The 25415-nt window shown below is 71.0% G+C and carries 16 protein-coding genes; 1 reads left to right on the plus strand and 15 read right to left on the minus strand.

Translation table 11 applies throughout. The features are described from left to right. Window positions 1-150: 150 nt before the first annotated feature. The 6 genes from Pma05_RS04185 to Pma05_RS04210 form a co-directional block, all read right to left on the minus strand. Window positions 151-360, minus strand: coding sequence for a hypothetical protein (locus Pma05_RS04185; RefSeq protein WP_203855934.1), 210 nt, complete (start codon window positions 358-360; stop codon window positions 151-153). 51 nt (window positions 361-411) lie between these two features. Beyond that, window positions 412-1080: a peptide chain release factor H gene (prfH, locus tag Pma05_RS04190; protein ID WP_203855935.1), complete on the minus strand. Its 669-nt coding sequence runs from the start codon at window positions 1078-1080 to the stop codon at window positions 412-414. Beyond that, entirely contained in the window at window positions 1077-2264 is a 1188-nt protein-coding gene (locus tag Pma05_RS04195; protein WP_203856138.1) for an RNA ligase RtcB family protein, read from the minus strand. The genes prfH and Pma05_RS04195 overlap by 4 nt, the downstream gene beginning before the upstream one ends. Window positions 2265-2667: 403 nt before the next feature. Further along, a complete protein-coding gene (locus Pma05_RS04200; RefSeq protein ID WP_203855936.1) occupies window positions 2668-3912 on the minus strand; it encodes a vanadium-dependent haloperoxidase in 1245 nt (414 codons plus the stop codon). 126 nt (window positions 3913-4038) lie between these two features. Continuing rightward, a complete protein-coding gene (locus tag Pma05_RS04205; protein ID WP_203855937.1) occupies window positions 4039-5157 on the minus strand; it encodes a Gfo/Idh/MocA family protein in 1119 nt (372 codons plus the stop codon). Further along, window positions 5127-5837 (minus strand): ThuA domain-containing protein, encoded by a 711-nt coding sequence (locus tag Pma05_RS04210; protein ID WP_203855938.1) that lies wholly within the window; start codon window positions 5835-5837, stop codon window positions 5127-5129. Before Pma05_RS04210 ends, Pma05_RS04205 begins: the two co-directional genes overlap by 31 nt. A 357-nt stretch (window positions 5838-6194) precedes the next feature. Between Pma05_RS04210 and Pma05_RS04215 the strand changes: the two genes are divergently transcribed. Next, window positions 6195-8294 carry a cellulase family glycosylhydrolase gene (locus Pma05_RS04215; protein WP_239311648.1) on the plus strand — a complete coding sequence of 700 codons (2100 nt, stop codon included), beginning with the start codon at window positions 6195-6197 and terminating at the stop codon, window positions 8292-8294. Window positions 8295-8347: 53 nt separating this feature from the next. On the opposite strand, the gene Pma05_RS04220 is transcribed toward Pma05_RS04215, so the two are convergent. From Pma05_RS04220 to araA, 9 genes are all read right to left on the minus strand, one after another. Next, a complete protein-coding gene (locus Pma05_RS04220) occupies window positions 8348-9403 on the minus strand; it encodes a hypothetical protein (RefSeq protein ID WP_203855939.1) in 1056 nt (351 codons plus the stop codon). A gap of 62 nt (window positions 9404-9465) precedes the next feature. After that, entirely contained in the window at window positions 9466-10098 is a 633-nt protein-coding gene (locus Pma05_RS04225; RefSeq protein ID WP_203855940.1) for a hypothetical protein, read from the minus strand. Between the two features lie 63 nt (window positions 10099-10161). Continuing rightward, complete coding sequence (locus Pma05_RS04230; RefSeq protein WP_203856140.1) at window positions 10162-13338, minus strand: family 43 glycosylhydrolase; 3177 nt, start codon at window positions 13336-13338, stop codon at window positions 10162-10164. Window positions 13339-13450: 112 nt separating this feature from the next. Beyond that, the gene (locus tag Pma05_RS04235) at window positions 13451-18190 is read right to left on the minus strand and encodes a discoidin domain-containing protein (RefSeq protein WP_239311650.1); all 4740 of its coding nucleotides are present in this window, start codon (window positions 18188-18190) and stop codon (window positions 13451-13453) included. A gap of 36 nt (window positions 18191-18226) precedes the next feature. After that, the gene (locus tag Pma05_RS04240) at window positions 18227-20146 is read right to left on the minus strand and encodes a glycoside hydrolase family 127 protein (RefSeq protein ID WP_203855941.1); all 1920 of its coding nucleotides are present in this window, start codon (window positions 20144-20146) and stop codon (window positions 18227-18229) included. A gap of 2 nt (window positions 20147-20148) precedes the next feature. Continuing rightward, the gene (locus Pma05_RS04245; protein ID WP_239311652.1) at window positions 20149-21063 is read right to left on the minus strand and encodes a carbohydrate ABC transporter permease; all 915 of its coding nucleotides are present in this window, start codon (window positions 21061-21063) and stop codon (window positions 20149-20151) included. Between the two features lie 4 nt (window positions 21064-21067). Then, a complete protein-coding gene (locus tag Pma05_RS04250) occupies window positions 21068-21985 on the minus strand; it encodes a carbohydrate ABC transporter permease (RefSeq protein ID WP_203855942.1) in 918 nt (305 codons plus the stop codon). A 119-nt stretch (window positions 21986-22104) separates the two neighbouring features. After that, the gene (locus tag Pma05_RS04255) at window positions 22105-23406 is read right to left on the minus strand and encodes an ABC transporter substrate-binding protein (RefSeq protein ID WP_203855943.1); all 1302 of its coding nucleotides are present in this window, start codon (window positions 23404-23406) and stop codon (window positions 22105-22107) included. A 60-nt stretch (window positions 23407-23466) separates the two neighbouring features. Further along, on the minus strand, window positions 23467-24969 hold the full coding sequence (gene araA, locus Pma05_RS04260; RefSeq protein ID WP_203855944.1) for an L-arabinose isomerase: 1503 nt from the start codon (window positions 24967-24969) through the stop codon (window positions 23467-23469). Window positions 24970-25415 lie beyond the last annotated feature (446 nt).

Raw genomic sequence — 25415 nt, forward strand, 5'->3', positions numbered from 1 at the left:
ACTCTCGGCCGTGGCCGAGTCCTGATACCGCAATAGCGCGGATTCCATCCCCGACTGATTGGAGCTGTCGATGAAACGCGCCCTCATTCGCTTGCTGATGGTGCGTCCGCTCACGCGGGCGAGGTGCCCCCAATGCCAGGGCTCCGGCATCTACCACGGCAAGGTGTGCCCGACCTGCGGCGGCAAGGGCACCGTCTGATCTGAACCGGGACGGCACAGCAAGGCGCGGCCCCGATCTCCAAGATGGCGATCGGGGCCCTGCCACACCTGACGCATGATCAGGCCGGCGGCGTTCGGGGCGGCCCTGATCTTCGTCTCAGCCTGCGGCGCGTACGCCGGGGTGGTGTCGTACTCGGACATGCTGCTACGCGCTGACCACGAGCTCCCCGAAGAGTCGCGCCGGTTAGCCGGTTAGCCGGTTCGTCGGTCCGGCGGCAGACCGGCGCCGGCTCGGGAGTCCGGTCGTTCGACCCGTACGGGGTTGCCGCGGACGAGTTCGTCGTGGATCCGCCAGCGGGCGCTGGTGACGGCCCGACCCGCCGCCTGATCGTCATCCGCGATGCGCTGCCGGATCAGCTCCAGGGCGATCCGGCGGTTCTGGCTGAACTGCCGTTCGGTGTCGACCACCACGACGATCCCGGATGGACGGTGGGTGGCCCGCACGGCGGTACTGGCCTTGTTCCGGTGCTGCCCGCCCGGGCCACCGGTACGGCAGCCGACGATGTCGACATCCGTCTCCGTGAACGGCGTCTGCGGGGCGTCGAGCTGGCAGGAGCGGGCGATGACGTACCAGTTCTTGCGGCCGGTGCTCGCCCGGTAGGGGCTCGGCGCCTGCCAGCAGAGGGTGCCGGTCCACGAGCCGGCGAACTCCTCGGCAGCGTCCCCGGAGATCTCCACCAGGACCGACCGGTAGGTGCCGGACCGGTCGCCGGGAACGGTCTCGACCCGCGACGTGGTCAGCCTCCGCCGCCGGGCGTCCGCTTCCAACCGGTGCAGGAGTTGGGCGACCGCCCAGGCGCACTCCTGCGGGCCGCGTCCGGCCGAGATCAGCAGGTGCTGCCGGTGCCGCGCCGCACTCACGATCGCCCCCGGCCGCGACGGTGGTCCGGGCGGTCCCGTCGGCTCGCCGTCCGCGCGTTACCACCACGGTCGATCGTCTTGTACGTGACCAGCGGAACCGTCGTGGCGGCCGGCGTGGCGAGGCCGTGCTCGACCAGGTCCGCGATCACCTGCTCGATCCGCTTGTACGCCGTCGGCGCCTCCTCGAACAGCAGTTGGCGGTCGCCGCACACCACCAGCGACCCCACCGGGGTACGCCGGAGTTCCTCGACGGTGTGCTTGGCCCGGCCCCGGCGCAGCGCGTCGGCCCGGGACATCTTGCGGCCGGCGCCGTGCGCGACGGAGAAGTTGGCCTGCGGCCCGGCGTGCGCGGCCACCAGATAGGAGCAGGTGCCCCGGGTACCGGCGATCAGCACGTCCCGGCCGTCGCCCGGCGCGGCCCCCTTGCGGTGCAGGTACGCCCCGTCGCGGACCTCGACCAGGTTGTGGCACTGGTCGACGATCGGCTCGGTCGGCCTGGCGCCCAGCGCGTGCAGCACCCTGGCGGCGAGAAGTCGACGGTTGAGGGATCCCCAGCGTACGGCGGCGTCGTGCAGTGCGAGGTAGCCGGCCGGATCGGCGGCGGGGCCGGCGCCGTGCCGCTCGGTGTGTGCCCGCAGGATCCGCTCGCCCAGCCCCCGGGAGCCGCTGTGCACGATGAGGACGAGGTCGTCGGCGGCGAGCCCGAGCCGGGCGGTGTGGGCCGGGTCGAGGACGGTCTGGATCCGCGCCAGCTCCACGAAGTGGTTGCCCCGGCCCACCGTTCCCAGGCCGTCGAGGTGACCGGCCGGAATCTCGCCGTCCACCACGGCCCAGGCCGGGTCGTCGGCATCCCGGTCCGGGTCCAGGGCGATGTCGAGGTCGGGGAACCGGCGGGCGACCTGCTCGGGTACGACCCGCTTCAGCTCGACGGGGAACACCGCGATGCCGCAGCCGATGTCGGAGCCGACCAGGAACGGGTAGAGCACGGTCGACGTCATGGCGGCGCCGATCGGGGCACCCTTGCCGGGGTGCAGGTCGGGCATGCCGGCGACCGAGACCATGCCGTCGAGGGCGGCCACCTGGTGGCACTGGTCGACGGCGTTGGACTCGATCCAACTGCGGTCGGAGGCGAAGACGGTGACAGTGGCGGACCCGGCGGTCGGAGCGGACTCCGGCCGGGACATCTGCTGCGACAAGGACGCTCTCTTCTGGAAAGGTGGGACGGACGGCGCTACGGCTCACCCCCGAGCGCGACGGCGCGGCGTAGGGGCTTCGGCTCAACTGGGGTAGTGCCCGTCAGAACGTCATAGCCCCACTCTGCGGGAACCCGGCAGGTGCGGCAACCGGTTTTCGGCGCCCGAGTGGCGCTTCGACCTCGTCGACGTCCCGGCCGCCCCACTGCCGGAGCGGGTCTCCCTCGTCCGGCAGACCGTTCGCGGCCGAGCCCCTGTGCGGCAGACCGACCTGGCACAGTCGTGGTTCGACCCCGCCGCACCACGATGTCGCGAGCCCGTACGACGATGACGCGAGGCCGTAGAACGATGGGGCGGGGCCGTACGACGATGGGGCGAGCGCGCCGTCCGGCCGTCACCCGAAGAGTCGGTGGGCGTTCCGCAGCGCGTGCGCGGCGACCGTACGGCCGAGCACGACCCCGACCTCGTCGGCGGTCCGGGTGTGGATTCCGGACCAGACCCGGGCGTCGAGGTTCTCGTCGGTCAGTGGTCGCCACCGGTCGTAGCTGCGGGTGGCGCCGGGCTGGCTGGGACTGGTGATGGTGAACGGTCGCCGGGAGCGAGGTCCGATCAGGGTCGTCAACACCTGCTCGGCGGCACCGGAGTAGGTGTTGTGGCCGCTCGGGTAGTCCGGGTGGGCCGGAGTCGGGTGCAGCGGCGTCCAGGCCGGGTCGGCACCGGCCTGGATCGCGGTGACCGGCCGCCAGCGCAGGTAGGCGTACTTGGTGTCCGAGGTGGCGATCTGGGTGTCGACGAGGGCGACGTGGAACAGGGCCACGAGTCGGGCCCGCCAGGCGGCCGGTTCGGGCGACTGGGCCAGCGCCGCCCGTAGTACTCCGGTGTAGAGGATCAGGGAGGAGCCGAGCCAGAAGGTCGCGGTGTCGGTCTGCTCCTGGGTGCGTACCGTGCTGTCGGCACCGCCGTAGGCCCGGACCTCGGTGAGGTCGGCGCGGTAGCGCGCGGAGCGGAGCGCGGGCGGCGGAGCCGGCCGGTACTGGTCGGCCCGGTCCAGCAGGAACGGGGTGGCGTACCGGCTACCGGCCTGCTGTCCGGCGGTGAACGTCGGCGGGGTGGGCTGCCAGATCCCGGGTCCGGGCTCGGGGCTCGGGAACGGCGGGTTGACCGACACCGGGTCGAGCCCGTCGCCGGCCCGCCGGGCCAGCAGCGCGGTCGCCTCCCGCCGGCCGGCGGCGACACCCCGGTCCCGCTCCGCCCCGGCCGGGATCCGGGCCAGCGTGGTCGCCAGCGCGGCGTCGAGCGCCGACGCGTTCCCCGGAACCAGCGCGCTCAGCGCGGCGTGTACGCCGGACGCCAGCGCGGCGTCCTGGTACGCCCCGGCCCGGGCGGCGGGGGTGTGCCGGAGCGCGCGGGCGGCGGCCAGCCAACTGATCGCCCAGGCGCGGCTGCTGGTGACCTGCGGCAGAGAGCCGGTCGCGATCGTGGCGGCGGTGACGTCGTACCACTCCAGTGCGGTGTCCACTCTGGACCGGGCGGCGGCCGGGCCGGCGACCGTGCTGGTGACGACGAGGCCGGCAGCGGTGGCGGTGGCGGTGAGGAGATGACGTCGGGAGAGCCGAGAACTCGGCCAGTTTCGATGCATGGCCGTAAGTTAGCCAGCCGTCCCGGGCGAGGTCCATACCAAACCTATAGACTTAATAGATTTAACGGTACGGCAAGAGCCGCGGGAACGAGCGGCCAACGCCCGGCAGGGCTGCTACCTCCCGACTCAGCTCGCGTCCGCCGGCGCTCCCCTCCAGTCCTCCGCCCGGGTGTGCGGGACCGGTACCGGCCGCTCCACCGACGTCGTCAGCTCGATCCGCCGGCCCTCGGCGGCCGACCGGAGCAGCGCGGTCATCGTCTCCAGCACGTGCAGCGCGAACTCGCCGCCAGCACGCGGCGGGCGCCGATCGTCGGCCCTGACCAGGTCGACCAGGCCGAGGCCCCGGGAGCCGTCGGCATAACCCGCCTGCGGTTCGCGCGCACGCCACCCGGTACCGCCGAGCGGGAAGAGCCGGACCTCGCCGTCGAAGCGGTTCGGGTCGGGTACGGCGAGACTGCCCGTCTCGCCGTGCACCTCGATCGGCGCGGCCGTGGTCGCCACGCTGTCGAAGCTCGTCGTGATGGTGGAGAGTGCGCCGTCGACGTGTTCGAGTACACCGGTCACGTGGCTGTCCACCTCGACCGGGATCCGCTGGCCGCTGCGCGGGCCGGAGCCGATGACGCGCTCGGCGCGCAGCCGGCTGGCGGCACCGACCACCGCGCGTACCGGCCCGAGCAGGTGGACCAGGGCCGAGATGTAGTACGGCCCCATGTCCAGCAGTGGACCGCCGCCCGGGGCGTAGTAGAAGTCGGGGTGGGGATGCCAGCGCTCGTGCCCCGGCGTGACCATCACGGCCGACGCGGAGATCGGGCGCCCGATGAGGCCCCCGTCGACCGCCGCGCGGGCGGTCTGGGTACCCGTGCCCAGCACCGTGTCCGGCGCGCAGCCCAGCCGGACGCCGGCCGACGCGGCCCGGTCGACGATCGAGCGGCCCTCCGGAAACGTGACGGCGAGCGGCTTCTCGACGTAGACGTTCCGGCCCGCGTCGATCGCGGCGAGCGAGATCTCGGCGTGCGCGGCGGGGATCGTCAGGTTGAGTACCGTCCGCACCTCGGGATGGTCAAGCAGGCGATCCACACTCAGCGCCTCGGCGCCGGGCAGCGCGGCGGCGACCGCCGCCGACCGGGTGGCGTCGAGGTCGGCCACCGCGACGATGCGCAGCTCGGGATGGTCGGCCAGCGTGGCCAGGTACGCCCGGGAGATGACCCCGAGCCCTACGATGCCGACGCCGTGCGGCTCGCCCACAGCATCCCCCTCTCGATCACGGTACGCACGCTCGGATGTGCCAACACGTCGAGGCTGTGCCCCGGAGTCGTCACGACGACCCGCCCGGCACCCCAGCGACGGGTCCAGATCGCCGGCGAGGTGACCGGCCGGTGCCACGGCTGCCACTCCCTGGTCGGGTGTGTCGTGGTGGCCAGCACGTCGATCAGGTCGTCGTGCAGCACCCAGTACTGTTCGGTGACCAGGTCGAAGTCCTCGATCCCCGCGGTGATCGGATGCTCCCGGCCCAGTTCGGTGACGTGCACGGTGTGCGGCAGGAAGTTGTCCTGCTCCCCGCCGTGCCGCTCGCACGGCTCCTTGCCCGGATGGGTCGCGAACTGGCCACCCACCAGGTGCAGATAGTCGGACGAGGCCCGGAACGAGTCCGCGATACCACCGTGCCAGCCGGTGAAGCCGGTACCGGCGACGACGGCGGCACCGAGCCCGCTCACCTGCTCCCGGGTGATCTGCGACATCGTCACGCACTGCACGACGAGGTCGGTGTCGGCCAGTTCGGCGGCCTCGGCGTAGACCTCCGTCGACTCCTCGACCCGTACGGCGTAGCCGTTGCGTTCGAGGAACGGGATGAACAACTCCGTCGCCCTGACCGGCTGGTGCCCCGGCCACCCGCCGCGAACCACCAGTGCCCTGCGCTGCGCCACGCTCACTCCCTCTCCCGCCCGTCGCCGAGGCAGGCCCACGCCGACCCCGAGGCGACGTGCCGCCGACGCCCGTACTTGTCGATCACTGAAACCGTAGCCCTCGGGCGTGCGGAGGTCACGGTGATCTACGCCGGCGTACGGGAGGGTGGTGCTGGCCTACCTCGGCGGCTGACCGGTCCCGCCGGGGCACGCCGGTCGCGAGTGCACACACGTATAGTCGGGCGCCGATTGACAAAGTTTGGCATCCAAACTTAATGTCGGCTCTCCGGGGGCACCGCCGCGCCCTCGTCCGCGACGCGCCCCATCACCTTCCCGCGTGCCGGAATCCAGGCAGGAATCCAGGCAAGGAGTCCCATTGTGAGTTCGCAGAGCACGGTGCGAAGAGCCCGCTGGCGGGTCGGTCTGGTCGCGGCGAGCGCCGCCGTACTGCTGGTCTCGGGGGTGACGGTGGCGGTCAGCGCCCAGGCGGCGGCGGGCTGCCGGGTGGCCTACGCGACCTCGGCGCAGTGGTCGGGTGGCTTCACCGCCAACGTCGACATCACCAACCTCGGTGACCCGGTCAGCGGCTGGAGCCTGGTCTGGACGTTCCCGTCCGGCCAGCGGGTCACCCAGGCGTGGAACGCGAACGTCACCTCCTCGGGCAGCCAGGTGACCGCGACCAACGTCAGCTACAACGGCACGATCGCGACCAACGCGACGGTGTCGTTCGGCTTCAACGGCTCCTGGACCGGCACGAACACCGCGCCCACCTCGTTCGCGCTCAACGGTGTCGCCTGCACCGGCAACGTCGGCGGTACCCCGACCACCCGGCCGCCGACCAGCGCACCGCCGACCACTCCCCCGCCGACCACACCGCCGCCGGCCGGCAACGCGATGGCGGCGGTGGCCGCGATGCAGCCGGGCTGGAACCTCGGCAACTCGTTCGACGCGGTCGGCGCCGACGAGACCGCCTGGGGCAACCCCCGGGTCACCGAGGCGCTGCTGGACAACGTCCGGGCACAGGGCTTCAACAGCATCCGGATCCCGGTCACCTGGAGCAACCACCACGGCGCGGCCTCGAGTTACACCATCGACGCGGCCTGGCTGAACCGGGTACGCGAGGTGGTCAACTGGGCGCTCGCCGACGGCTTCTACGTGATGGTCAACATCCACCACGACTCGTGGCAGTGGATCAACACGATGCCGACCGACCGGACCAACGTGCTCAACCGGTACAACGCGCTCTGGACGCAGATCGCCGCCGCGTTCCGGGACGCCTCACCCCGGCTGACCTTGGAGAGCGTCAACGAGCCGCAGTTCACCGGCAGCTCCGGCGACGCCCAGAACGCGACCCTGCTGCACGAGCTGAACACGTCGTTCCACCGGATCGTCCGGCAGTCCGGCGGCGGCAACGCCACCCGGCTGCTGGTGCTGCCCACCCTGCACACCTCGGCCGACCAGCCCCGGGTGGACGAGCTGGTGAGCACCTTCACCACGTTGAACGACCCCAACCTGATCGCCACCGTGCACTTCTACGGGTACTGGCCGTTCAGCGTGAACGTCGCCGGCGGCACCCGGTTCGACGCCACCGTGCAGCAGGACCTGACCGGCGTCTTCGACCGGGTCTACAACGCCTTCGTGTCCCGCAACATCCCGGTGATCATCGGCGAGTACGGGCTGCTCGGCTTCGACCGGCACACCGGCACGGTCGAGCAGGGCGAGAAACTGAAGTTCTTCGAGTACCTCGGCTACTACGCCCGTGACCGGCGGATCACCACCCAACTCTGGGACAACGGGCAGCACTTCGGGCGTACCTCGTTCCAGTGGAGCGACCCGGAGCTGTCCGCGCAGATCAGGTCGAGCTGGACCACCCGCTCCGGTACCGCGTCGAGCGACCAGGTCTACGTGCCGCGTACCGGGTCGATCACCGCCAAGAGCCTGACGCTCAACCTGAACGGCAGCACCTTCCAGGGGCTGCGGCAGGGCAACACCGACCTGGCCAACGGCGCCGACTACACGGTCTCCGGCAACACGCTCACGCTCACCGCCGCCGCCGTCACCCGGCTGGTCGGCAACCGGGCGTACGGCGTCAACGCCACCATCCAGGCCCGGTTCTCCCAGGGCGTGCCGTGGCGGATCAGCATCATCACGTACGACCCGCCGGTGCTCGCCGGCGCGACCGGCGCGACCGGCTCGTTCGCCGTGCCCACCCAGTTCCGGGGCGACCAACTCGCCACCATGGAGGCGAAGTACGCCGACGGCAGCAACGCGGGTCCGCACAACTGGACCTCGTTCAAGGAGTTCGACATCGCCTTCGCCCCGAACTACGGCGCGAACTCCATCACCCTCAAGCCTGAGTTCTTCGCCGAGGTGAACGACGGGCAGCGGGTCACCCTGACCTTCCACTTCTGGAGCGGCACGACCGTCACCTACCACGTCACCGAGTCGGGTGGCAACGTCACCGGCACGACGTCCTGACCAGTGCGCAGGGTTGCCGGGGCCCGGACGGATCGAGTGACGGCTGAAAACCGTTACTTGCCGGGCTCCGGCCCCGGACCGCCGACGACGGCGGATTCCCGGCCCTCGGCCCTGCCCTCGTCCCGGGCGCGGGCGAGGAGTGCCGCCAGCCGCCGACGGCGTCGCCGGAGGACGATCCGGAACGCGATGGCGACGGCTCCGAGGACGGCGGCGAGGGCCAGTTGCGGCCAGGGCAACGTCCACACCGTCACGGTCGCCGAGGCGGGCCGGATCTCGGCGCCGGCCGGGCCGTCGCCGAGGACGGCCGGGGTCACCTCGACGGTCGTACGCAGCGGTCCCAGCGCCCAGACCCCGGCGACCCGGACGTCGACCTCGCGGGCGCCGCCCGGCAGCGTCTCCTCGGCGTCGGCCCGGACCTCGTGGTCGAGCAGGCCGAACAATTCGGTGGTGGTCACCCGGCCGGTGCCGGTCACCGCGACGTTGCCGTCGTTCGTCGTGGTGTACCTGACCCGGACGGTGCCGGCCGAGAAGGGATTCCAGGAGTGCCGGTAGCCGGCGGTGAGGTCGTCGATCGCCAGGCTCGCCGCGACCGTGCCGCTGACCCGCATCATCACCCGGAACCCGACCCGGCTCTCCACGGCCACCGTGCCGCCGGTGCTGGTGACCGTCGCCGCGATTCCGGCCGGGTGGTCGCCGGGGGTGGCGTCGCGCGGCACGGTGACGGTGAACGGCACCACCTTGGTCGCCTTGGCCCCGACGGTGACCTGTTCCTGCACCCCGATCCAGGTGCCGCCGTCCACCGACGGCTGGTGGGAGGGGAGCATGTTGAACCGACCCTTGTCGGTGAGGTAGCCGTCGGCCGCCTTCAGGGAGAAGACCACGGGGGCGTCGCTGAAGTTCCGCACCGCCAGGTGCTCGGTCACCACCTGGCCGGGGTCGAGGGTGTGCTCGATCCACCGGCGGCCGTCCGGACCCTGCTGGTTCGCCGGCTGCACCGCCCAGGTGAGCGCCGGGGTGGTCGGCTCCGCCCCGGCACCGGCGGGCGCGAACGGCACGGTGCCGAGCACCACGGCCAGCACGGCGAGCAGCCGGGGCAACGTTCGGATCATGGCGGAGCCCTTCGGTGCGGGGTGTGGTGGGAGCCGCCGGCCCGCGGCTCCCACCCGTGCGTCTATTCGAACAGGGACAGGGTCAGGGTCGAGGCGTACTCGCCGGCGGCGACGTCGGCCGGGGTGCGCAGGAAGAGGTCGGCGTCGACGGAGTACGAACCGCCGGCGACGGCACCGGACTCGAACGTCGACACCAGCAACTCCTGGTCGACCAGGCCGACGTTGTTGCCGGGCTGGGTCGGCTCGTCGAGGACCGTCACCACCTCCTCACCCTCGCTGACCAGGCCGGTCTCGCCGCCGTCGAGCAGCCTCGGCTTCCAGCCGAAGTGGTCGGCACCGATCGGCGCCTGCCCGGCGCTGCCGACGAAGTCGGTGGCGCTGCCGAGTACGGCCCAGGCGGCATCCGCGGGCACCTCCTCCGGGGTACGGGTGTCGGTGACCGTCACCGTTGGCAGGGTACCGGCGAACTGGCGGACCAGCAGGGTCGAGCCGTCCTCGGCGAGCGCGACCGAGTTGGCGGCGATCGACAGGGCGAGTACGCCCGGCTCCTCGATCTCCTCGATCTCGACCGTCACCTCGACGTCGGCGCTGTCGCCCGGCTCGGCCAGGGCCGGCGACGACAACGCCATGGCTCCGGCCAGCACGACACTGGCCGCGCCGGCCGCGACCAGCCGGCTGCGATTCGATGTGCTCATGGGATTCTCCGTTGTTCTTCGTGGTTGGTGGGGATGGCGGAGAGTTGTGGGGAGTGGCGGAGATCAGTCGGTGCAGGCGATGGCAGGGTGTTCGGCGGAGTGGACGGTGGTCACCTCCTCGCCGTGCACCGTCCCGGTGGCGCGCACGGTCACCGGACCGGCCGCGACCGAGGCCGCCCGGGTGGCGAACGACTGGTAGGCGTTGGCGCCCGGCGCGACGGCCGGGACGGACCGCTCGCCGTACGCGGTCTCCAGCACGATGCGTACCGGCGCGTCGTGGTCGTTGCGGGCCTGCACGGCGACGTACGCCTTGCCGGCGAGGCAGCGCGGCGCGACGGTGACGGTGACCGGCACCTCGGGCGGTACGCCCGGGTCGTCGGCGTTGACCCGCCACTCGGTGATCGCGACCGCGGAGTAGGTGCTGCCGTTGCCGTTGGCCCGGACCGTGGCCCGGACCCGGGGTGTGCTGACGGGGTCGAAGGTGACGGTGTTGAACGCGGTGGTGCTGGTGCCGTAGCCGGACGCCCCGGTGACGTCGCGCCAGGCGGAACCCGCCTCGTCCCAGTACTGCAACACCCAGCCGTCGGGCTCGGCGACGCCGTCGCCACTGCCCTGGTTGGCGTCCCGCCAGAACTTCAGCTCGGTGCCGGTGATCCGGATCGGGCGGGCCCAGTCGTACTGGACCCACTGGGTCGCCGGGCGGGTGCCGGACCAGGTACCCCAGAGCTGTGCTTGGGCCGGGCTGGGCGGGTCGGCGTTGTCGTTGAGCGCGGTGACGCTGTTCCAACCCGCGGTGTAGGAGGCGGTCGGGGTGCCGACCGGCCCGATGTTGCCGGTGAGCGGGCCGGACAGGTCGGCCGGGATGGTGAGGTTCTTGGCGGTCTCCAGGTTTCCGGCCGCGTCGAGCGCCCGGAACGAGACGGTGTGCTTGTTCCCGTCGGGTGCCACGATCGCACCCGTGTAGGCGGTCCACGGCCCGGTGTCGACGGCGTACTCGATCCGCGCGACCCCGGAGGTGGCGTCGCTCGCGGTCACCGTGACCTTCCGGGTGGTGCCGTCCAGGGTGCCGGTGCTGACCGGTGCCGTCGCGTCGATGCGTACCGCGAGGTCCGCCGGGGTGGAGACGTTGCCGGCGCGGTCGGTCGCGGTCGCCGTGACGGTGTGCCGGCCGTCGCCGGAGACCGTGACGTCGACCTGGCGTACGTCGGTGGCGACGCTCGGCTCGCCGTCGTCGACCCGGGACTCGATGGTCAGCCGGCCACCACGGTCGTCGACCCCGGCGGCCCGCACCCGCACCGCGGACCGGAACCAGCCGGCGGTACCGGCGCTGCCGCTCGGGGTGAGCGTCAGGGTCGGCGCGGTCTCGTCGCCCTCGGTGTCGTCCGGTGAGATGACGGTGACCTGCCCGGAGACCCGGCCGGCGGCGTAGCCGAGCACGCTGCCCTGGACGGTGAACGTGCCGGGCCGGGCGACCTGCTCCGGGGTGACCGGGTCCCAGAAGACCGGCACCCGCAGCGTCTCGGCGCCGAACGACACCGGAACGGTGCCGGGAAGTTCGGCCTCGCCGACCTCGACCGTCATCGGCGGCGCGGTGACGGAATCCGGCTGCGCGGCCAGGACCTTCCACTCCTCCACCGCGACCGCCGAATAGGTGCTGCCGTTGGTCGACGCGTCGAAGGTGGCTCGGACCTGCGTGGTGGTCACCGGGTCGAAGGTGGTGTTCTGGAAGCCCTGCGTGCCGGTCGGATAGCCGCTCGGGTTCGGTACGTCGGCCCACTGCCCGGCGCCGAGGTCCCAGTACTGGATGCGCCAGCGGGCCGGTGCGGCCACGCCCACCCCGCTGCCCTGCGGCTGGTCGTTCCAGAAGTCGATCTGCGAACCGGCGATCCGCATCGGCTGGTCCCAGGTGTACTGCACCCACTGCTGGGGCGGGTTGTTGCCGGTCCAGGTGCCCCACATGTCCGGGGGCAGCGGGTTCGACCGGACGATCTCGTCGTTGAGCGCCTTCACCCAGTACTGGGTGGGTACGGGCTCGTTGGAGACGCTGACCTTCGCCTCCTGCGCGATGTTCGGCCGGGGTGTCAGGTCGCGTCCCCGGACCGGCGTCGGCGTGACCGGCTTCATCCGGGGCGGGGTCTGGGTGTCGTCCCACTCCAGCGGGTCGATCGCCACCGACCGGCGGAAGTGGCCGCCGCCCACCGCGTCGGCGGTGTGGTAGGCGAGATACCACTGACCGTTGAACTCCAGGATGCCGGGATGGCTCGTGGTCGAGGAGACCGGCTTGAGGATGGTCCCCCGGTAGGTCCACGGTCCGGCCGGGGAGGACGCCGTCGCGTAGCCGATGCAGGCGTGGTAGTTCGCCGGGGTGCACTGCGAGGTCGGGCCGGCGTTGTTCCCGGCGTACGCGAAGTAGTAGGTGCCGTCGCGCTGGAAGATCCAGGGCGCCTCGAAGAAGCCGGTCAATCCGGTGACGGTGCGCGGAGTGCCGATCGGGGTCTTCATGTCCTGCTGGAACTCCAGCATCCGGAGCTGGCTGAACGAGCCCCAGTAGACGTACACCCGCTGGTTGGGGGCCTGGCCGTCGACCAGGATCGTCGGGTCGATGTTGTGGATGGTGTTGGCCGTCGGTACCCGCTGGGAGATGATCGGGCCGCCCGCGTGGTCGGTCCACGGGCCGGTCGGGCTCTCCGAGACGGCCACCCCGATCGCGAACTTGTCGGACGCCGGGCTGTCCCGTTCGTGGATCGGGACATACCAGTAGTAGCGCCCGTCGACGCCCCGGATCACCTGACCGGCGTACGCCCGGCCCGGCGTCGCCCAGCCGAAGACCTGCTCCGGCCGCATCAGCGACGGGTAGTGGGTCCACTGCCCCGCCGCGACGTCGGTGGTCCGGAACGCGCCCCACTCGTTCATGATGAAGTCGTTTGTGGACGGTCCGGCCTCGTCGTGACCGGTGTAGATGTAGAGCTGGTCGCGGTCGCTGTCGTTGCCGGGGGCGCCGGCCGGCACCACCATCGGGGCCGGGTCGGCCGAATAGTAGCTGCCGTCGCCGAGGATCGGGTTGACGGTGTTGGTGAAGGTGGTCGGCTCGGCGGCCTGGGCCGGCGCGCCGACCCCGACCAGGCCGCCGGCGAGGAGCCCGGCGACCACCAGCGCGGCGGCGGTGCTGCGGATCCGGCGTGCCCGCCGGAGGGGTGGTGGAGCGGTGCCGCGCCCCACGGTGCTGTTCACGGTGTCGATCTCCTCGTTCTCGGGGCGGGGGTGGTGGTGGCTTCCGAGCTGAGCGGAGTGATAGCTCTCCGAGGGTGAGCGGGGTGGCGGCGCCGGTACGGGCGCCGCCACCCCTGCGGGGCTAGCCGCAGTCGAGCGCGCCGAACGGCGCCGGGAACTGCGCGGTCACCGGTTGGCCGTCGACCGTTCCGGTGGCCTTCACCGTCGCCGTCCCGGCCTGCACCGCCGTGGTGCGGGTGTTGAACGCCTGGTAGGCGGCCTTTCCGGGCGCCACGTCGGCAACCGTGCGCGAGCCGTACGGGGTGACCAGCTCGATCGTCAGCGGCACCTGCTCGGCGTTGACGGCGTTGACCGAGACGTAGACGTTGCGGCCGATGCACTGGGTGCGGGTCTGCACCCGGACGTCCCACGCCGGCTCCTCCGGGGGGTCGCCCACGGTGAGGGTCAGGGTGGTCCGGGTGGTACCGGCCTCGCTGACGTAGTCCGGCAGGACCAGGTTTCCGATCACGGTGTACCGGCCGGGGGTGTCGACGATGCTCTCGTCGAAGTCCCAGTCGACCCCGATCGCCTGGTTGTCCCGCGATCCGTCGTTGTAGGAGACCTCCACCCTGCCCGGCAGGTAGGGCAGTTCGCCCACCTCGACGCTCTGCTGGAACGTCTCGGCACCCTGGATCGAGATGCCGCCCGGTGCCGTCTCCGGCCGTACGTAGACCCGGGCCTCGGCGATCAGCCCGTACGCGTCGTTCGTGCCGTAGACCACGAACGGCTCGACGTTGGTCTCGGCGACCATCTCCGGGGTGATCTGCTGCCAGGTGAACCCGACCGTGCCGCGGGCACCACTGGCGTAGATCCCGTCGAGTTCGGCCGGCAGGGTCGGTACCTGGCCGACGGGGGTCCGGATCAGCACCGGCGACCGTACCGACTCGACCGTCTCGCCGTTGGCGCGCCAGCGCAGCACGCCGGTACCGGCCCCGCTGCCCTGCACGCCCCAGATGCGGATCCGCAACTGGCTGGTGGTGATCGGCGCGAAGTCGAGGTGGTTGTAGGCGTTGGTGGCCAGCGCGCCGGCGTACGTGGACCCGTTGGTGAGGGTGACCGGGGTCCAGGTCGTGCCGTCGGTGGACGACTCGACCGCGTACGTGGTGGCGTTGGGCCGGCGGGTGCCGCCGTTGTCGTCGTACCAGTAGATGTCGGTCGAGGAGAGCCGGACCGGCGAGGTCCACCGGTACTGGATCCACGCCGCCCGCTCGACGCTGGTGCCGTTCTGCGGCTGGCCCCAGTTGCCCCAGCCGTTCCCGGCACCCGGGTTCGAGTTGGCCGGCGTGCTGGCCTCGCTGACCCGCTGGTGGTTCTCCCACGACGCGGTACCGCTGGTGGTGATCGCCGCCGACGCGCCGAACTCCGCGGTGACCTCCCGCTCGGTGAGCGTCACCGCCACCGTCGCCGTCGACCGCTGCTCGCCGTCGTCGGCGAAGAACCGGAACACGTAGTCCCCCGCGACCGTGCCGGTGACCCGGGTCGCCAGCGCCTTCGAGTCGGCGAAGATGACGCCCGCGCCCTGCGGCGCCGAGACGGTCTCCCAGCCGAAGGTCAGCTCGTCGTCGTACGGGATGCCGTCGTCGGAGGCCGTGCCGACCAGCCGGGTGGAGAGGTTCCCGTCCGCCGATCCGTCCCGGGCGGCGGTGACCACCGGCGCCTGGTTGGTCACGTCCGGCACGTCCCGCCCCGAGTCGAAGACCTGGATCTCGGAGATCGCGGTGAAGAACGTCGGGTTGTTGGTGAACGCGATGCGCAGCTTGTTCGAGGTCACGGTCTCGAAGAGCGCCTCGTTGAACTTCGCCGAGGGTACCGTCGGGTTCTTGAACTGGCCCGGCACCTCGCGCCACCCGCCGTTGCCGTCGGGCACCTGGATCCACCAGCGCGCCGGCTCGCGATAGCCGCCGGCCTGCCGGTCGCTGACGAAGAACACCTGCACGTTGTCGAAGGACTTCGCCGACCCCAGGTCGAGTTCGACGTAGCCGTTCTTGTCGGTGCTGCCGTAGTTGCCCCAGTACGGCTCGTTCGCGGTGACGCCGTCGGTCACCGCGGCCAGCGACACCGGCCGCTCGGTCTCCTTGATCGCCCCCGGGGTGTGGTTCATCGAGGTGCTGCTCCAGCCGGGCGTGTGGAACTGCCGCCACGGCGTCGGCCGGACACCCTGCTGGGTGTACGAGGAGCCGAGCTGGGCGCCCGAGGCCAGGTTCGGCGCGTCCTCGGTGAGGTCGATGCCGGCCGTCTTGAGGTAACCGACGACCCGGTCGTCCTGCACCGGAGTCTCCACCGCGCTCGGGAAGTCGGTCCCGGTGCTGGCGGTGAAGGTGACGCTCACGCCCTCCTCGGCCTGCACCTGGTTGGTGTTCGGGTCGTAGGTCAGCTTGCCGAGCTTGTCGGTGCTGACCTTCTTCTCGCCGTTCAGGAACAGGCTGTAGCCGGCGCCGAGGCCGTACTTCGTGCCGTCCGGGTCCCAGACGACCGTGACGTCCTGCCCGTGGTAGCGCAGGTTGTTGACCATGAAGTGGTCGTAGCCGAACTTGATCGGCCACAGCTCGATCTTGTCGTCGGAGCGCGGCTGGAGCCCCGCCATGTCCTCGACGAAGATGTAGCTCATGTTGCCGAGCATCACGTGGTTCGGGTTGTTCCGGTTGTAGGTCTTCGCGGTCGGGTTCCAGTTGGAGTAGTACTCGGCCTGGTTCGGCGCGCGTACGTCCGCGCCGGGGTAGATGCTCCAGGCCATCCAGTCCAGCAGCCGCTTGGCGTACTCCGGGGTGATGTACTTCTGCTCCGGGTCGTAGTGCCGAAGCGCGGAGCGGACACCGCGATACTGCACGGTGAAGTTGATGTTCGAGAAGTTGTTGGAGCCGCCGATCCCGTACGCCGCCCGGTCGTACTGGTTGGCGGTGTAGAACGGGAAGATCGGGAAGTTGTCGCCGTAGGTGAGGAAGCGGTACCCGTCGACGTACTTCTGCCACTGGTCGAACGGGATGAGGTTCTCGGCGTAGACGTCGTAGAGGTTCGACTCCTTCGCCGGGATCAGGGTGCGGGCCGACTCCGGCAGCGGATTGGGCCTGCCGTTGGAGCTGGCCGCGCTGGTGGCGCCGTGCGACGTGCCGGCCAGGAACATCCGCATGTCCGGGCTCCAGAGCCGGTTCAGGATCGCGTCCCGGACCGCGTCCGCGCTGCCTGCCATCTCGTCGACCTTGGCCTGGTCGCTGCCGGCGATCTGGTGCAGTTGCCGGGCCGCGTCGAGCGCACCCCAGACGTACGCCGACTCGGGACGCTCGATCGTGCGCGCTCCGGGTGCCCCGGCGTTCGTCTTCGGGAAGCCGAAGGAGATCGCGTCGGCGTCGTTGCCCGGCATGTAGTTGGTGTCGTAGGCGATCAGCTTGTCGTCGTTGCCGTCGTAGTGTTCGAGCTGCCCGACGCCGTCGCCCTCGAAGTAGCCCGCGAACTTCCGGGCGATCTCCGGGCCGCCGCCGTGCACGTTGTACGCCTCCAGCCCGGCGGTCCCGAGATACTGCGAGTAGTGGTTGTTCCAGCTCGTGTGGCCGGGGCTGTCCAGGAACGCCGAGGAGCCGGAGAGTTCACCGATGTTGAGGATCTGCCCGTACGGCAGATAGGGGGTACGCAGCCACTTGGTGTCCTGGAGGTGCATCGGCTGGGTCAGCGCCACCGAGTTCTGGTAGAGGTTCACCCCCTCGATCGTCGTCGGGTACTGGTAGACGTGGCCGGGGGCGTTCGCGTCCAGGCTGTTGTAGCGCTCGCCCCACCACCGGTAGACGATCGCCTTCTCCAGGGCCGGATCGGGGACGTCGACGTACGGGACGTCCTGGGCCCAGCGCCGGTTGAACTCGGTGATCCCGGTCCGGACGGCCTCCGCCGACAGCATCGCGGCGTACTGGCGGTAGCTGGCGACGGTCTCCGGCAGGGTCGCCGAGGAGACCGCGCCGACGACCGAGAGCGAGACCCGGCCGCCGGCCGGCACCGTGACCTCCCGGTCGAGGTTGCTGCCGCTGCGGGTGAACCCGGCACCGGTGAGACCGACCCGGACGGTGTTCCAGGCGGTGTCGACGAGGCCGTTGTTGGAGCCGCTGGTGATCGTGCGGGTACCGGTGAGTTCGGCGCTCCCCTCGCCGGCCTGGGTCGCCAACGGCGAGGCGGCGCGGACGGTGAAGGTGGCCGCCTCCCCACCCGGGTTGTCCAGCTCGATCGCGGTGACCGCGACGTTGTCGTAGGTGATGAACTTCGTCAGGTCTGCGGTGACCCCGGTACTGCCGATCGTGTACCGGCCCTTGGCGTGGCTCGGCGCGTTGAACCGGTTGGCGCCGACCTCGGTGACCGTCTGCCCGGGCACCGTGACCGTGTAGAGGTTGCCGAGGTTGTTGGGGCCGCCGACGAAGGTACTGCCGGCGAAGCCCATCACGGTGAAGTTGTTGTTGCTGGCACCGCGCATGTAGAGCGAACGGCCCCGGGTCATCAGCACCGCCGAGCCGAGCGTGCCGCGCACGCCGAGCACCCGGTCGAGGTAGTAGTCCGTGCCGCCGGCCGCGAGGTCCTTGTCGAAAATGGACTGGTACATGCTCGACGCGGTGAACGGCACGCCCGGCTTGAGCTGCTCGGCCACCTCGGCGACGTTGGTGTAGGTCGGGTCACCGATCTCCATCACGTGGTGCTGGCCATCGGTGTAGACGCCCACGTCGCCCTCGTTGCCCGGCAGGACCGGAGGTGCGGCGTACGCGGCCGAGGGGACGCCGACCACCCCTCCCGCCACGAGCGCGGCGAGAGCCGCCCAGGTGGGCGCCCTCCTGATCCGTCTATTTCTCATTCGATCCTCCTGGTGCCGAGTGGTGGGGTGGGAAAGTCAGCTCGTCGGGATCCAGACCCGCATGGTGGACGGCCCCCGGTTGGCCCAGTCGTGGTACGCGATCAGCGGGACCTCGACGAGGTCCTCCGCCGCCGCAGTCGCCGGCCCGGCCCCGCCCCCGCGGTAGGGCCAGTCCCGGTCCGGCGGGTCGAGGCGCCGGCAGTGCACCAGCACCCGGTTGCCGGCCGGGGTGGGCGGCCGGCCCAGGTCGACCCGGAGTCCGTCGATGTTCCCGCCCTCCGGCAGGTCCACCGACTCCACCGCGAAGACCAGCGGGCCGCGCTCCACCGCGACGCAGCCGCGGACCGCGTCGATGCGTGGGTCCGGGTGGCTGAACCGGGGCGCCATCGGCAGGCTCAGCACCACCTCGTCGCCGGCTCGCCAGACCCGCCGCTCGGTGGCGTAGCCGGGGCGCACCGGCCGGGTCTCGGTGCCGACGGTCAGCGTCGCGCCCTGCTCCGCCCAGCCCGGCACCCGCAACGACAGCGTCCACGGGCGGTCGTCGTCGCCGTCGACCCGCACCCGGATCTCCCCGTCGACGGGGTAGCCGGTGCTGACGGTGATCCGTCGCTCGGCCCCGTCCACCGGACGGTGCACGATCGTCCCCGGCACGTACTGGTGGATCTGGAGGCCCTCGTCGTCCGTGCTGGCGACGTAGGCGGCGAGGCTGGCCAGGGTACGGGCCACGTTGGTCGGGCAGCACGACACCTCGTACCAGGGCGCCCGTTGCGCGGCGGCGGCCCGGATGCTGGGCCGGTCGTCGTCCGGGACGGTGCCGGGCTCCCGGCGGTGCAGGGTGTTGGTGTAGAAGAAGCTCCGACCGTCGGCCGCCGGTGACGTCGACACCACGTTGAAGAGCGTCCGCTCGATCAGGTCGGCGTACCCGGAGTCGCCGCAGGCGAGCAGCAGCCGCCACGCCAGCATCACCGAGCCGACCCCGGCACAGGTCTCCGAGTAGGCACGGTCGGGCGGCAGTACCCAGTCCTCGCCGAACGCCTCGTCCTGGTGCCGCGAGCCCTGCCCACCGGTGACGTACGTGCGCCGCGCGACCGTGCTCCGCCACTGGTCCCGTACCGCCTTCAGCAGTCCGGGGTCGTCCGTCTCGGCGGCGACGTCGACGGCACCGGCGGCGAGGTAGTTCGCCCGTACCGCGTGCCCGCGCAGCACCGTCGCCTGCCGCACCGGGATCTCGTCCTGGAAGTACTCCCGCCGCCACTCCAGGTCGCCGAGCCGGCCGTGGCCGCGCCGTTCGACGAAGAGCGCCGCCTGGTCGAGGTAGCGGTCGTCACCGGTGACCCGGGCGAACTCCACGAGTGCCGGTTCGATCTCCGGGTGTCCACAGAGGCCGTCGATGCCGTCCGGTCCGAAGGTCTCGCAGATGTTGTCGGCGGCCCGCCGGGCGACCGCCACCAGGCCGTCGTCCGCGTCCGGGCGGGTACGGGCCCGCGCGACGGCGGCCTGGAGGAGATGGCCGACGCAGTAGAGTTCGTGGCCCCATTGCAGGTCGGACCAGCGCGCCGGCTGGCCGGCATGGCCGAACCTGGTGTTGAGGTAGCCGTCGACGTCCTGTGCCCCGGCCACCCGGTGCACGACCGCGCGGAACGTCGCCTCCAGGCCCGGGTCGCCGGTCCGGCCGATCTCCCAGGCCATCGCCTCCAGGAACTTGTAGACCTCCGAGTCGGAGAACTCGCGCCCCCGGCGTTCCCCGGCCACACCGCCGGCCGCCACCAGGTCGAAGTTGCGGATCCAGCCCTCCCGTTCGAGCCAGTGTGCGATGTGCGCGAGACTGGCCGTCGCGTTCACGGACTGGCGTTCGGCCCAGAAGCCGCCGGTGATGCGGACCTCGTCCAGTCCGAGCGGCCGGAGCCGCCCGCGGCTCGGCAGGACGGGTGCCGCCGTGGAGGCGCTGGGTGTCATGGTCATCCCTTCAGCGCGCCGGACATGAATCCGCGCACGTAGTGTCGTTGGAGCAGCAGGAACAGCACGACGCACGGCAGCGCGAGGACGACGACGCCCGCTTCCGTGGCGCCGTAGTCGACGACGCCCTGCACCTGGCCGCGGAGGTTGGAGACGGCGAGCGGCAGCGTCATCCGCTCGGAGTCGTTGATCAGGATCAGCGGCGCCATGAAGTCGTTCCACGCGGCGAGGAACGCGAACAGCCCCACGGTGATCAGGCCCGGCTTGACCGCGGGGACGAGTACCCGCCACAGCGCGGTGAACGACGAACAGCCGTCGACCTTCGCCGCCTCGTCGAGTTCGCGCGGCACCGCCTCGAAGGAGATCCGCATCAGGAAGGTAGAGAACGGCAACTGGAACATGGTGAGCACCAGGGCGACACCGACCAGCGAGTTCTGTAGCCCGACCTCGTTGAGCAGGACGTAGAGCGGGATGAGCAGGGTCGCGTACGGGACCATCAGGATGGCCAGGGTGAGCAGGAACAGGATGTTCCGGCCGGGGAAGCGGAACCGCGCGAAGGCGTACCCGCCGAGCAGCGAGATCAGCAGCGTGAGGGCGACCGTCAGCAGGGACACGAACGCCGAGTTGGCAAGGTAGCGCCAGACGCCGGCCTGGTAGTGGGCGAGGGTCGTGTAGTTGCCGAAGCCCCATCCGGTCACCTGGTTCGTGCCCGCCTGCGGGGAGACCGAGGCGACGGCGGTCCAGACCAGCGGGAAGAGGAAGACCACCGCCACCGCTCCGGTGAAGACCCAGTACGGCGTCCGGTACGCGACACCGGCGATGGTGAGGCCGCGTGACCCCGGTCTGGTCGGCGCCCTCTCCGCTGGCCGGCGTGATCCGGCGTCGGCGGCCCGGGTGGGGCTGGAGTCCACGGTCATGGGGTCAGTTCTCCTCGGACCGGAAGGCGCGCAGTTGCAGCGCGTTGATGAGGACCAGGGCCGCCAGCACGATGACCGAGAGCGCCGCCGCGACGCCGAGGTCGTTCTGCCCCTGGAACGCGATCATGTAGATGAGCTGGACCACCGTGATGGTGCTGTTGTCCGGGCCGCCCTTGGTGAGGATGTAGAACTGCTCGAAGGCGAGCAGCGAGCCGGTCACGCAGAGCACGGTGGTCAACGCCAGCGTCGGGCGGAGCAGCGGCAGCGTGACGCTGCGGAAGGTCTGCCAGCGGCTGGCCCCGTCCGACCGCGCCGCCTCGAAGACGTCCGCCGGGATGCTCTGGAGCCCGACCAGCATCAGCACCATGTAGAAGCCGGCGTAGCGCCAGACGATGAGGAACACCGTCGAGAAGAGCGCCGCGTTCGGCGAGCCGAGGAAGGTGATGCCGAGCCGCTCCACCACCGGCGCCAGCGGGCTCGCGTACGGCGAGTAGAGCACGTAGAAGAGCAGCGACGCCGAGGCCAGCCCGAGTGCGCTGGGCACCAGGAAGGACGCCCGGAGCAGGTTGTTCCACCGGCTGGACTCCTGCACCAGCAGGGCCATCCCGAGGCCGAGGGCCAGCAGCAGCACGGTCGCGATCACCGTGTACTTGACGGTGAAGACGACCGAGTCGGTGAAGAACCGGTGGTCGACCGCCTTGGTGAAGTTGTCCGGTGCGTTGAGCCCCTGGTCGCCGGTGAGCAGCGGCCATCGAGACACCGACATCTTGACCACGAGCAGCAGCGGCAGCACGAACAGCGCCGCGACGAATACCGCGGTCGGGGTGGCGTAGATCCAGCCGAACAGGGCCTGCCGGCGGCTGGGACGGGCCCGGCCCCGCACCGCCGCACTGGGCGGGCGTGCCGGTGCGCTGACGTTCATGACGACTCCTCGTTCGATCGGCGACGGGCCGGACCGGCGACGCGTTGCGGTGCCGCGTGGCGGGCGTATGCCGGTCCGGGAAGCGGTGGCGGCCGGCATACGCCCGCGGCGACTCCGACCTACTGCTTGAGTACCGCCGTGATCTCGCTGTTGTCCTTCTGGAGGTCGCCATCGCCGTCGAGCACCTGGTTGCGCACCAGGGTCAGCCACGGGCTGCTCGGCGCGTTGAACGCCTGCTGGAAGTTGAGCGCGACCGGGGTGTCACCCTTGCCGGCCACCTCGTTGATGGTGACCAGTCGGGGATCCTGAGCGGCGTACTTGTTGTTGGCCAGGTCGGAGCGGGACACCACGTCCTTGTTCTTGGCCAGCACCTCCACCTGGGCTTCCTCGGACATCATCCAGCTCAGGAAGTTCCATGCCTGCGCGGCCTTCTTCGAGTCCTTCGACACGCCGATGCCGTCGCCGCCGACGAAGGTCGAGGCACCGCCGTCGGGACCGGGGATGCCGGCGACCCCGACGTCGAACGGGGTCGACGACAGCAGCGTCGCCGGGTAGAACATCAGGCCGACCTTGCCCTCGGTGAACGCCGCCGTCCAGGTCGGTCCGGTCTCACCGGCCGAGGCCGGCAGCACGGCGCCGGACTTCCACAGGTCGGCCCAGGTGCCGTACATCTTCTGTGCGGTCTCGTCGGCCAGCTTGGCCTCGGTGCCGTCCTCGCTGAGCACCTCGCCGCCGCCGGCCCAGATGGACGGGAACCAGGTGAAGACGAGGCATCCGCCGCAGTTCAGCCCGGCCGCGGTGCCGTAGACACCGGGCTTCTTCGTGGCCTGGACGGCCTTCGCCGCCGCGGCGTACTCCGCCAGGTTCGCCGGTGCCTTCTCCGGGTCCAGCCCGGCGTCCTTGAAGAGCTGCTTGTTCCAGAACAGCATCGACAGGTCGAGTACGAAGGGCAGCACGTGCGCCTTGCCGTCCCGGGTACCCGCCGAGAGGTGGCCCTTGTTGATGGTGTCCTTGAAGCCGAGGCCGTCGATGTTCGAGCTGAGATCCTGGAACAGTCCCTGGTTGACCCAGTTCGGCACGTAGACGATGTCGGCGGCGAAGAGGTCCGGCAGGCCACCGGAGCCGGCCGCCGCGCCCACCTTCGCGACGTAGTCGTCGTTGGGTACGACGGTCAGCTTCACCTTGTTCTGGTGCCCCGCGTTGTACGCCTCGACGAGCAGCTTCGCCTGCTTCTCCAGCGGCGCCCGGGTCCAGAGCGTCAGCTCGCTGCCGTCGTCGACTCCGGTGGGGCCGGCCTCGGCCACGCCGCCCTGGTCGCCCTGGTCGTCGTCACCGCAGGCCGCCGAACTGAGGATCAGCGTCGCCGCGAGGACGCCGGCCAACGACCGCAGGACGGTCCGCCCGCCCGATCTTCTTTTCATGATTCTCCTCGGTTTGGATGAGATGTGAGCCGTTCTCCCTGTTGTTGCGGTAGAGGGCGACTACAGCCGCTGTGCCAGGCGGTGGTAGCCGCTGTTCCAGCGAACGTGGTTGGCGAACGACCGGTAGTCGGTCGCGGCGTCGATCATCAGCAGCTCGACGCCGGACATGTCGGCGAAGTCGGCGAGTGCCTCCCCGCCGACCGCCGTACTCAGCACGGTGTGGTGCGGGCCGCCGGCGAGCAGCCAGCACTCGGCGGAGGTGGCGAGGTCGGGACGCGGAATCCAGACCGCGCGGGCGACCGGCAGCCGTGGCAGCGGCTCGTCCGGCTCGACCACGTCGATCTCGTTGGCGGTCAGGCGCAGCCGTCCGCCCAGGTCGGCGATGCCGACGACGAGAGCCGGACCGGGCGCGGCGGTGAAGACCAGCCGGACCGGATCCTCCCGGCCGCCGATCGACAGCGGATGGATCTCCAGGCTCGGCCGGGTGGCGGCGATGCTGGGACAGACTTCGAGCATGTGCGCGCCGAGGATCTTCGGCACCCCCGGGCCCCAGTGGTAGGTGTAGTCCTCCATGAACGAGGTCCCACCCGGCCGGTCATCGGCGACCACCTTGAGGATCCGCAGCAGCGCGGCCGTCTTCCAGTCGCCCTCGCCGCCGAACCCGTAGCCGTCGGCCATCAGGTTCTGCACGGCGAGGCCGGGAAGCTGCCGCAGCCCGCCCAGGTCCTCGAAGTTGGTGGTGAAGGCGTCGAAGTCGCCCGCCTCGAGAAACTGGCGCAGCCCCAGCTCGATCCGGGCGCCGTAGCGCAGCGACTCGTGGCGCTCGCCGCCCCGCCGCAGCTCCGGTACGACGTCGTAGCGGTCCTGGTAGTCGGCGACCAGCCCGGTGACGTCCGAGTCCGGGACCTCGTCGACCGCCGCGACGAGCGCGTTGACCCCGTAGGCGTTCACCGAGACGCCCAACGTCGCCTGGGCGCCGACCTTGTCACCGTCGGTGACGGCGACGTCCCGCATGTTGTCGCCGAAGCGGGCCATCCGCAGCGACCGCGCCGCGCGCCAGCCGGTCGCCGCGCGGGCCCAGTCGCTGACCCTCTCGTGTACCTGCGGATCGCCGGCGAAGCCCGCCACCGTCTTGCGGGCCACCCCCAACCGCGACTGGACGTACCCGAACTCGCGGTCACCGTGTGCCGCCTGGTTCAGGTTCATGAAGTCCATGTCGAGGTCGGCCCAGGGCAGCGACCGGTTGGCCTGGGTGTGCAGGTGCAGCAGTGGCTTGCCGAGTGCGGAGAGGCCGGCGATCCACATCTTCGCCGGCGAGAACGTGTGCATCCACGCGACGACACCGACCACCCGGTCGTCGGCGGTGGCGTCCAGACACGTCCGGCGGATCGCGTCGGCGGTGGTCAGCACCGGCTTCCAGACGAGGCGCGGATGCGCCCGCAGCCCCTCGGCGAGCCGCTGGCACACCTCGCGGGACTGTGCCGCGACCTGTTCGAGCACCTCTTCGCCGTACAGCGACTGGCTTCCCGTCAGGAACCAGATCTCCGCCGGCTCGTTCGCCATGCCCACCTGCGTCACTCCGTTCCACCCGATCGGCCGGATCCGCACCCGTGGCGCGGACGGGGCCGGTCAAGGTCGCTGGCGGCTGGGGACAGCCGCGGGCCAACCGGGCGCGGTGCTCCGCGCCGGGGCGCGTCGAGGCGCCGAGTCGTCGTCGTGGTCACCGGCCCTCCCTCATCGCGCCGAAAACCTTTTCGGAGGATTCTGGCGGCCCGGTTACGGTCATGTCAACAGTGGATTTCGACGCCTGCCTGCGGATCATCGACCAGGATCAAATGCACCATGCCCGGCCGTCGATGCCCACCGAAATGCTTTCGGGGACGCCCCGAAGACGGTGGTGCCGAGAGTCCGCCGAACCGCGCGGCGCGCCAGGGTCCCGGCCACGACCACGCCGAGGCTCGGCCGGACGGCGTCGGGCCGGGCAACGCCCTTCGAGGAAGCGGAAACCG

This window comes from Plantactinospora mayteni, assembly GCF_016862935.1.
In the GTDB taxonomy this organism is placed as follows: domain Bacteria; phylum Actinomycetota; class Actinomycetes; order Mycobacteriales; family Micromonosporaceae; genus Plantactinospora; species Plantactinospora mayteni.

What these genes read in the sequence shown, in the direction of transcription:
- Pma05_RS04185 (WP_203855934.1), bottom strand. Translation starts at nt 360, where the DNA reads ATGTCCGAGTACGACACCACCCCGGCGTACGCGCCGCAGGCTGAGACG.
- Pma05_RS04195 (WP_203856138.1), bottom strand. Translation starts at nt 2,264, where the DNA reads ATGTCCCGGCCGGAGTCCGCTCCGACCGCCGGGTCCGCCACTGTCACC.
- Pma05_RS04200 (WP_203855936.1), bottom strand. Translation starts at nt 3,912, where the DNA reads ATGCATCGAAACTGGCCGAGTTCTCGGCTCTCCCGACGTCATCTCCTC.
- Pma05_RS04220 (WP_203855939.1), bottom strand. Translation starts at nt 9,403, where the DNA reads ATGATCCGAACGTTGCCCCGGCTGCTCGCCGTGCTGGCCGTGGTGCTC.
- Pma05_RS04225 (WP_203855940.1), bottom strand. Translation starts at nt 10,098, where the DNA reads ATGAGCACATCGAATCGCAGCCGGCTGGTCGCGGCCGGCGCGGCCAGT.
- Pma05_RS04235 (WP_239311650.1), bottom strand. Translation starts at nt 18,190, where the DNA reads ATGAGAAATAGACGGATCAGGAGGGCGCCCACCTGGGCGGCTCTCGCC.
- Pma05_RS04240 (WP_203855941.1), bottom strand. Translation starts at nt 20,146, where the DNA reads ATGACACCCAGCGCCTCCACGGCGGCACCCGTCCTGCCGAGCCGCGGG.
- Pma05_RS04245 (WP_239311652.1), bottom strand. Translation starts at nt 21,063, where the DNA reads ATGACCGTGGACTCCAGCCCCACCCGGGCCGCCGACGCCGGATCACGC.
- Pma05_RS04250 (WP_203855942.1), bottom strand. Translation starts at nt 21,985, where the DNA reads ATGAACGTCAGCGCACCGGCACGCCCGCCCAGTGCGGCGGTGCGGGGC.
- Pma05_RS04255 (WP_203855943.1), bottom strand. Translation starts at nt 23,406, where the DNA reads ATGAAAAGAAGATCGGGCGGGCGGACCGTCCTGCGGTCGTTGGCCGGC.
- araA (WP_203855944.1), bottom strand. Translation starts at nt 24,969, where the DNA reads ATGGCGAACGAGCCGGCGGAGATCTGGTTCCTGACGGGAAGCCAGTCG.